General features: G+C 64.9%; 4 protein-coding genes. 1 reads left to right on the forward strand and 3 read right to left on the reverse strand.

The features are described 5' to 3' along the window. Nucleotides 1–11: 11 nt before the first annotated feature. A complete protein-coding gene (locus AC1DWT_RS16380; RefSeq protein ID WP_477921406.1) occupies nt 12–3,470 on the forward strand; it encodes a protein kinase domain-containing protein in 3,459 nt (1,152 codons plus the stop codon). A gap of 107 nt (nt 3,471–3,577) precedes the next feature. Here the strand turns inward: AC1DWT_RS16380 and AC1DWT_RS16385 are convergent, their stop codons facing one another. The 3 genes from AC1DWT_RS16385 to aspA form a co-directional block, all read right to left on the reverse strand. Further along, on the reverse strand, nt 3,578–3,829 hold the full coding sequence (locus tag AC1DWT_RS16385) for a hypothetical protein (RefSeq protein WP_072937540.1): 252 nt from the start codon (nt 3,827–3,829) through the stop codon (nt 3,578–3,580). Nucleotides 3,830–3,858: 29 nt separating this feature from the next. After that, complete coding sequence (locus AC1DWT_RS16390) at nt 3,859–4,299, reverse strand: hypothetical protein (RefSeq protein WP_477921409.1); 441 nt, start codon at nt 4,297–4,299, stop codon at nt 3,859–3,861. 219 nt (nt 4,300–4,518) lie between these two features. Next, nucleotides 4,519–6,036, reverse strand: a complete 1,518-nt coding sequence (gene aspA / locus AC1DWT_RS16395) for an aspartate ammonia-lyase (RefSeq protein ID WP_477921410.1) — start codon at nt 6,034–6,036, stop codon at nt 4,519–4,521. Between the last annotated feature and the right edge of the window lie 233 nt (nt 6,037–6,269).

A 6,269-nucleotide genomic window follows, 5' to 3' on the forward strand; every position in this document is an offset into this window, starting at 1 on the left:
GAGGCGATCGGATGGTTCACGGCGACCCGCTATCGACACAGCGTGATCTACACGCGGGTATACCGGCGGAGCTGACAGCCGCAGGGTTCGAAGGTCCGCAGGAGATCGGACGCGGCGGCTTCGGCGTCGTGTACCGCTGTGTGCAGCGCGCACTGGATCGAACAGTGGCGGTGAAGGTCCTGACCGCGAACCTCGATCCGGACAATCTCGCGCGATTCGTCCGTGAGCAAGTCGCGATGGGGAAACTCTCCGGACATCCGCACATCGTGAGTATCTTTCAGGTCGGCGCGACCGCGGGCGGGCGGCCGTACATCGTGATGCAGTACCACCCGCACGGTTCCCTGGACGCCAAGATCCAGAACAGCGGCCCCATCGACTGGCGGGACGTCCTGCATGTCGGTGTGAAGATGGCCGGTGCCCTGGAGACCGCGCACCAGCGCGGGACCCTGCACCGCGACGTCAAGCCCGCGAACATCCTGCTCACCGAGTACGGCGAGCCGCAGCTCACCGACTTCGGCATCGCCCGGATCAGCGGCGGCTTCGAAACCACCAGCGGGGCGATCACAGGGTCCCCTGCCTATACCGCCCCCGAGGTTCTGCAAGGTCAACCATCAGCCGCGACCTCGGACGTGTACAGCCTGGCGGCGACCCTGTTCTGCGCCGGTACCGGGCATGCTCTCTATGAGCGCCGCAAGGGCGAGCAGGCGGTCGTCCAATTCCTTCGGATCACCAAGCATCCCATGCCGGACCTGCACGATTCGGGTCTGCCGGCCGACGTCGGCGAGGTGATCGAGCAAGCGATGTCCCGCGACCCGCGGGACCGCCCGGCGACGGCGGCAGAGTTCGGCGAACTGCTGCGCGCGGTACAGCGCCGGCACGGCATTGCGGTCGACGACATACCGGTTCCCCTTCCGGCCCCGGAAGGGCACAGTGTCTCCGGGTCCACCACCGGGTCGCTGCGGCGCCACTACCCGCCGCGGTCGCTGACCCCGCCGGCCCCGGCCACCAGATTCCGCCCGCCCTCGCCGGCCCGGGCGCTGGTGCGACGGGACCGGTTGATCGAAACACTGCGCGCCGGGCGGTCCCGGAAGCTGACCGTGATCCACGGACCCACCGGATTCGGCAAGAGCACTCTCGCCGCGCAGTGGTGCGAGGTGCTGACTGCCGAAGGCGTCGCCGTCGCGTGGCTGACCGTCGACAACGACGACAACAACCTCGTCTGGTTCCTGTCCCATCTGATCGAAGCCATTCGTGCCGTCAATCCCGCGCTGGCCACCGAATTGAACGACGTGCTCGAGGAGCGTGGGGACGAGTCCGAGCGGTACGTGCTCACCTCGCTGATCAACGAGATCCACCAGAGCGGCGAACCGATGATGCTGGTCATCGACGACTGGCACGTGGTCAGTGCGAAGCCCACGATCAAGGCGCTGCGCTACTTACTGGACAATTTGTGCCCCACGCTGAAGGTCGTGGTCACCAGTCGCAGCCAGAGCGGGTTGTCGATGAGCCGCATGCGGATGCAGGACGAACTCGTCGAAATCGATTCCACAGCAATGCGATTCGATACCGACGAGTCGGAGCACTTCCTGGTCGGGTTGCGCGGGTTGGCACTCGAACACAGTGATGTCGAGGACCTCACCACCTCCACCGACGGCTGGGTGGCGGCGTTGCAACTCGCGTCGTTGTCGCTAAGGGGTTGCGACGACCCGTCCCAGTTGATCAGTTCCATGACCGGTGGCCACCACGCGATCAGTGAGTTTCTCGCCGAGAACGTGCTCGACACACTGGAACCGTCGATGCTCGACTTCCTGATGGCCACCTCGATTCCCGACCGCATCTGCGGGGATCTCGCGGCCGCGCTGTCCGGGGTGTCTCACGGACTGGAGATGCTCGAGGAGGTCGAAGAGCGCGATCTGTTCCTGAACCGCATCGACGAACAGTGGTTCGGCTACCACCACCTGTTCGCGGAGTTCCTCCGGAACCGGTTGGAGCGGAATCAGCCGGATCGGGTGGCAGGGCTGCACCGCATCGCCTCGGGGTGGTTCGCCGAGCATCGATTGGTCAGTGACGCAATCGATCATGCGCTCGCCGCCGGCGACGAGCAGCGGGCGGTCGAGATAATCGAGAACGACGGCCTCTACATGTTCGCGCATTCACAGATGTCGACCCTGATCGGCTGGGTCGGCAAATTGCCGCCGACGATCGTGCAGACCCATCCGCGCCTGCAACTCGCACTGGCCTGGGCGAACATCCTGTTGCACCGCGCCGAAGCCACCAGCCAGGCGCTGACACTGGTGGAATCCACAGTCGAGGATTCCGGTCTCAGTCCAGATGAGATCGCCGACGTGCGCGCCGAGGCGGACGTCGTACGAGCCCTGATGGCGCTGCGCGCCGACCACCTCGAGGGCATCGACGAACACGTTGCGCCGTGCCTGGCCCGAGCGGACACCGTCCGCCCCTTCGTGATCGGCAAGGCAGCCAACCTGGCCACCTTTGCCGCCGCCTACCGGTGCGACCTCGACGAGGTCAGCCGCCTGCAGGACTGGGCATCGATCTATTTCGAACGCGGCCGGGATTCGTTCAATCCCATTCACGGGTTGTGCTTCACCGGGCTGGCGGACCGACTGCTGCTCGACCTTCGCGCGGCCGAGGAGTGCTTCCGCAAGGCCTTGAAGCTGGCAAAACAGTCCGGTGGAAGTCACTCGTACACCGCCCGACTGGCGAGTTCGCTGCTCGGCGAGTCGCTCTACGACCGCGGGGAGCTCGACGAAGCCGAACGGCTCCTGGACGAGGGGTACAAGCTCGGACCCGAAGGCGGACCGGTCGATTTCAAGATCGCACGATACGTGTCCGGGGCCCGCGTCAAGGCGCTGCTGGGTGACCGGGACACCGCGATCCGCCGGCTCCACGAGGGTGCGGAAATCGCGCAGACGTTGTCGCTGACGCGTCTGCGCGCACTGGCCGAGAACGAGCGGATCCGGTTGGGTCTACCTCCGCATCCGGATTTCGGCGCAGTGCCGATGGTGTCCTACGACACTCGTCGACGCCCCATCGACGCGATCGACGAGATCACCGTCCAGCACGAGGAGGCGTCGACGATCCGAACACTGCTCGCCGAACAGGACCCGGGAAAAGTGGACCTCGCCTGCCGGTGGGCACAGGAATGGGTCGATCGGCTGGCCGAACGGCACCGGCCGCAGGCGCTGCTGCGGGCAAGGCGGCTGCTGGTTTCCTGCCTGGCCGCGGCCGGGCGGACCGACGAGGCCAAGACGGTGCTGGCGTCGATTGCCGCCCAGTGCGCCCACCTCGGATCGTTCCGCTACCTCCTCGACGGCGGACCATACGTGGCAGCCACGCTCACGGGCCTGCACGCAGATCAGCAGAACGGGCACTGGCGCCCCGAATGGACGGAGGTACCCGCGGACTTCCTCACCAGGTTGGTCCGGGCCGAGGTAGTGCACACGATCTGATCGCGGTCGTACCGACGGAACTACTCGCCCGGGATGGAAGGCCGCCGGGCGCCGGTAGGCACCCACCGTGCACACTGTGACAGCAGGCAGGGCAGCCGCAGGTCGTACTACGTCGCGTTCTCGCTCAACAAGCTCTCGAGGACGGACGTCGCGTACACCCGGTCCGGTAACGCCCTTCTGCCCCTCTCGGCTCGAGTTCTGCGGTGCGATTGCGCGATGTCGCAGAGCCGTCGACGGTATTCCTCCACGGCGAGACTGAACTTCACGCGAATCTGCTCCGCGCTCGGTCCGCCGATCGGCGCCCAGAGGATGGCGAAATCGAGGATGTCATCACTGGTGTAGGGCTGTGCGACCTGCATGCCTGTTCTCCGGTGTTCGGCGGCGGGAATCACGGCGTGCCGCCCGGCAGCATGTGACTGTCAGAAGTCGTGGGAGCGTCGGAATCGGGACCTGTCACCGCCACCGCAGTCGACGGGAAGGCCTGCAGCAGTTGGTCCATTTCAGCTCTGTCACATGGTATCTCGCTGAGAATGTGCCACAGTCTTTCGATGAACCGCCATGGGTGCATGCCAAATTTGATGAAGGTCTCGTCCTCCGGGACACCACCGAATGGCGCCCAGATGYGGGCGAACGCGAGGATGTCCTCTACTTCTTTTGCCTGTTTGCTGAGCTGTTTCACACGTCGACGTTCGGCGTCCTGTCGTCGTTGCTTGCGCCGTCGACTGTAGTGCCGGATATCCGACTCCACCGGATCGAAGCCGCTCGGTACCGTGCGGCCCGGTTGATCCGGGCTTCCCCCCAGGCGTGCCCCCTTGTTGGATGTAACCATTGGTTTCTCTGTTCGGAAGTGCGGGTTTGCGGTCGAGTGCCGGGCAAGCCAGGTTGATCGGCTCACGAGCCAGGCCGCAGGGTTGTTATGGCTAGCGTCTCCGCGGACGTCCCGAGCTGGGAGTCGTGCGAGTTGCACTGGCTGTGCACCGTCATCGGGACGCGGGGTGAAAGCGCCGGCGAGCGGGGGTAGGCACCCGCCCGCCGGCACGGTGTGCATTCAGGAGCGATGCCGGTCCTGAACAGTTTCGGGGGGCAGAGAGTCAGGACGCGGCACCGCCACCGCAGTAGGCGGTGGTTCCGTGGCGCGGGCTTGTGGATTGGCCAGGCGCTCGGGGCGCAGGATCTCGTCGAGTTCGGCGGCGGTGAGCAGGCCGCGCTCGAGCACCAGGGAGGTGACGCTGCGACCGTCGACCAGCGCTTGGCGCGCGATGGAAGTTGCTGCGTCGTAACCGATCAGCGGGTTGAGGACGGTCACCACTCCGATGCTGGATTCGACCTGGGAGCGCAGGAATTCCTTGTTCGCGGTGATCCCGTCGATGCAGTGGTCGGCCAGGCTGGTGCAGGCCGCGGTGAGCGAGGCCAGGCTGGCGAACAAGGAGCGCGCAATGATCGGTTCGAAGGCGTTGAGCTGCAACTGTCCGGCCTCGGCCGCGATGGTGACGGTGAGGTCGTAGCCAATGACTTCGAAGGCCACCTGGTTGACCACTTCCGGTATGACCGGGTTGACCTTTCCAGGCATGATGCTCGATCCCGCCTGTCGTGGGGGGAGGTTGATTTCGGCGAAGCCGGCCCTGGGTCCGGAGGACAGCAGCCGCAGGTCGTTGCAGATCTTCGACAGCTTCACCGCGACTCGTTTGAGCATCCCCGAGAACAGCACGAAGGCCCCGCAGTCCTGGGTGGCTTCGACCAGGTTGCCGGCCGTCACCAGCGGCAGCCCGGTGAGTCGCTGCAGGTGGGTGCACGCTTGGGCGGCGTAGTCGGGATGGGTGTTGAGGCCGGTGCCGATGGCGGTCGCGCCCAGGTTGATCTCGTGCAGGTGCACCAGGGCTTCGCGGATCCGGCGTTCGTCCTCGTCGACCATCACCGCGTAGGTGCTGAACTCCTGGCCGAGGGTCATGGGCACGGCATCCTGCAGTTGGGTCCTTCCGACCTTCACCACATCGTCGAACGCGATTGCCTTGCGCGCTAAGGCCAGGCGAAGATGACCCATCGCCGACAACAACTGTTGGGTGCCCTGGATGGTCGCGATCCGAATCGCGGTGGGATAGACGTCGTTGGTCGACTGGCCCATATTCACGTCGCCGTTGGGGTGAATCCTGGAGTACTCACCCTTGTCGAACCCGAGAATCTCCAGCGCACGGTTGGCGATGACCTCGTTGGCATTCATGTTCGTCGAGGTGCCGGCGCCACCCTGGATGACATCGACCACGAACTGATCCAGCAGGCGACCTTGTTCGATGTCTTGGCAGGCCTGCCCGATGGCGTCCTTCTTCACCTGATCGATCAGGCCCAGATCGAAGTTGGTCAGTACTGCGGCGTGCTTGATCTGCGCGAGCGCGGTGACGAGCAGTGGATACGACGAGATCTGCGTACCGGTGATCGCGAAGTTCTCTACCGCGCGCAGCGTCTGGATTCCCCAGTAGGCGGCGGCCGGGACTTCCCGGGCACCCATGAAGTCTGTCTCGATCCTGCCTTTATTCGCTTCCAGCAGGGACGGTGCGGTCATCTGTGCCATGGCTCTCGGTTCTCGCGTGGTGGTTCGGGTGTGTTTGGGGTGTAGCAACGTTCAAGATCAGGACGCTGTGACGAATCCGAGCGCCTTGTCCACGACATTCTCCAGTGGTTCGCCGTGGCAGAACCGCCGCAAATTGTCGACGAAGAGTTGGCCGAGATCGTCTAGATAGTCCTGGGTGTCGCCGCTCATGTGCGGAGTGATGATGACGTTGTCCATGCCCCACAGGATGTGTC

Source organism: Rhodococcus sp. P4_B6 (assembly GCF_056402215.1).

Bases quoted from the DNA above. Each gene is read 5' to 3' on its own strand.
- AC1DWT_RS16385 (WP_072937540.1), bottom strand. From the start codon at position 3,829: ATGCAGGTCGCACAGCCCTACACCAGTGATGACATCCTCGATTTCGCC.
- AC1DWT_RS16380 (WP_477921406.1), top strand. From the start codon at position 12: ATGGTTCACGGCGACCCGCTATCGACACAGCGTGATCTACACGCGGGT.
- aspA (WP_477921410.1), bottom strand. From the start codon at position 6,036: ATGGCACAGATGACCGCACCGTCCCTGCTGGAAGCGAATAAAGGCAGG.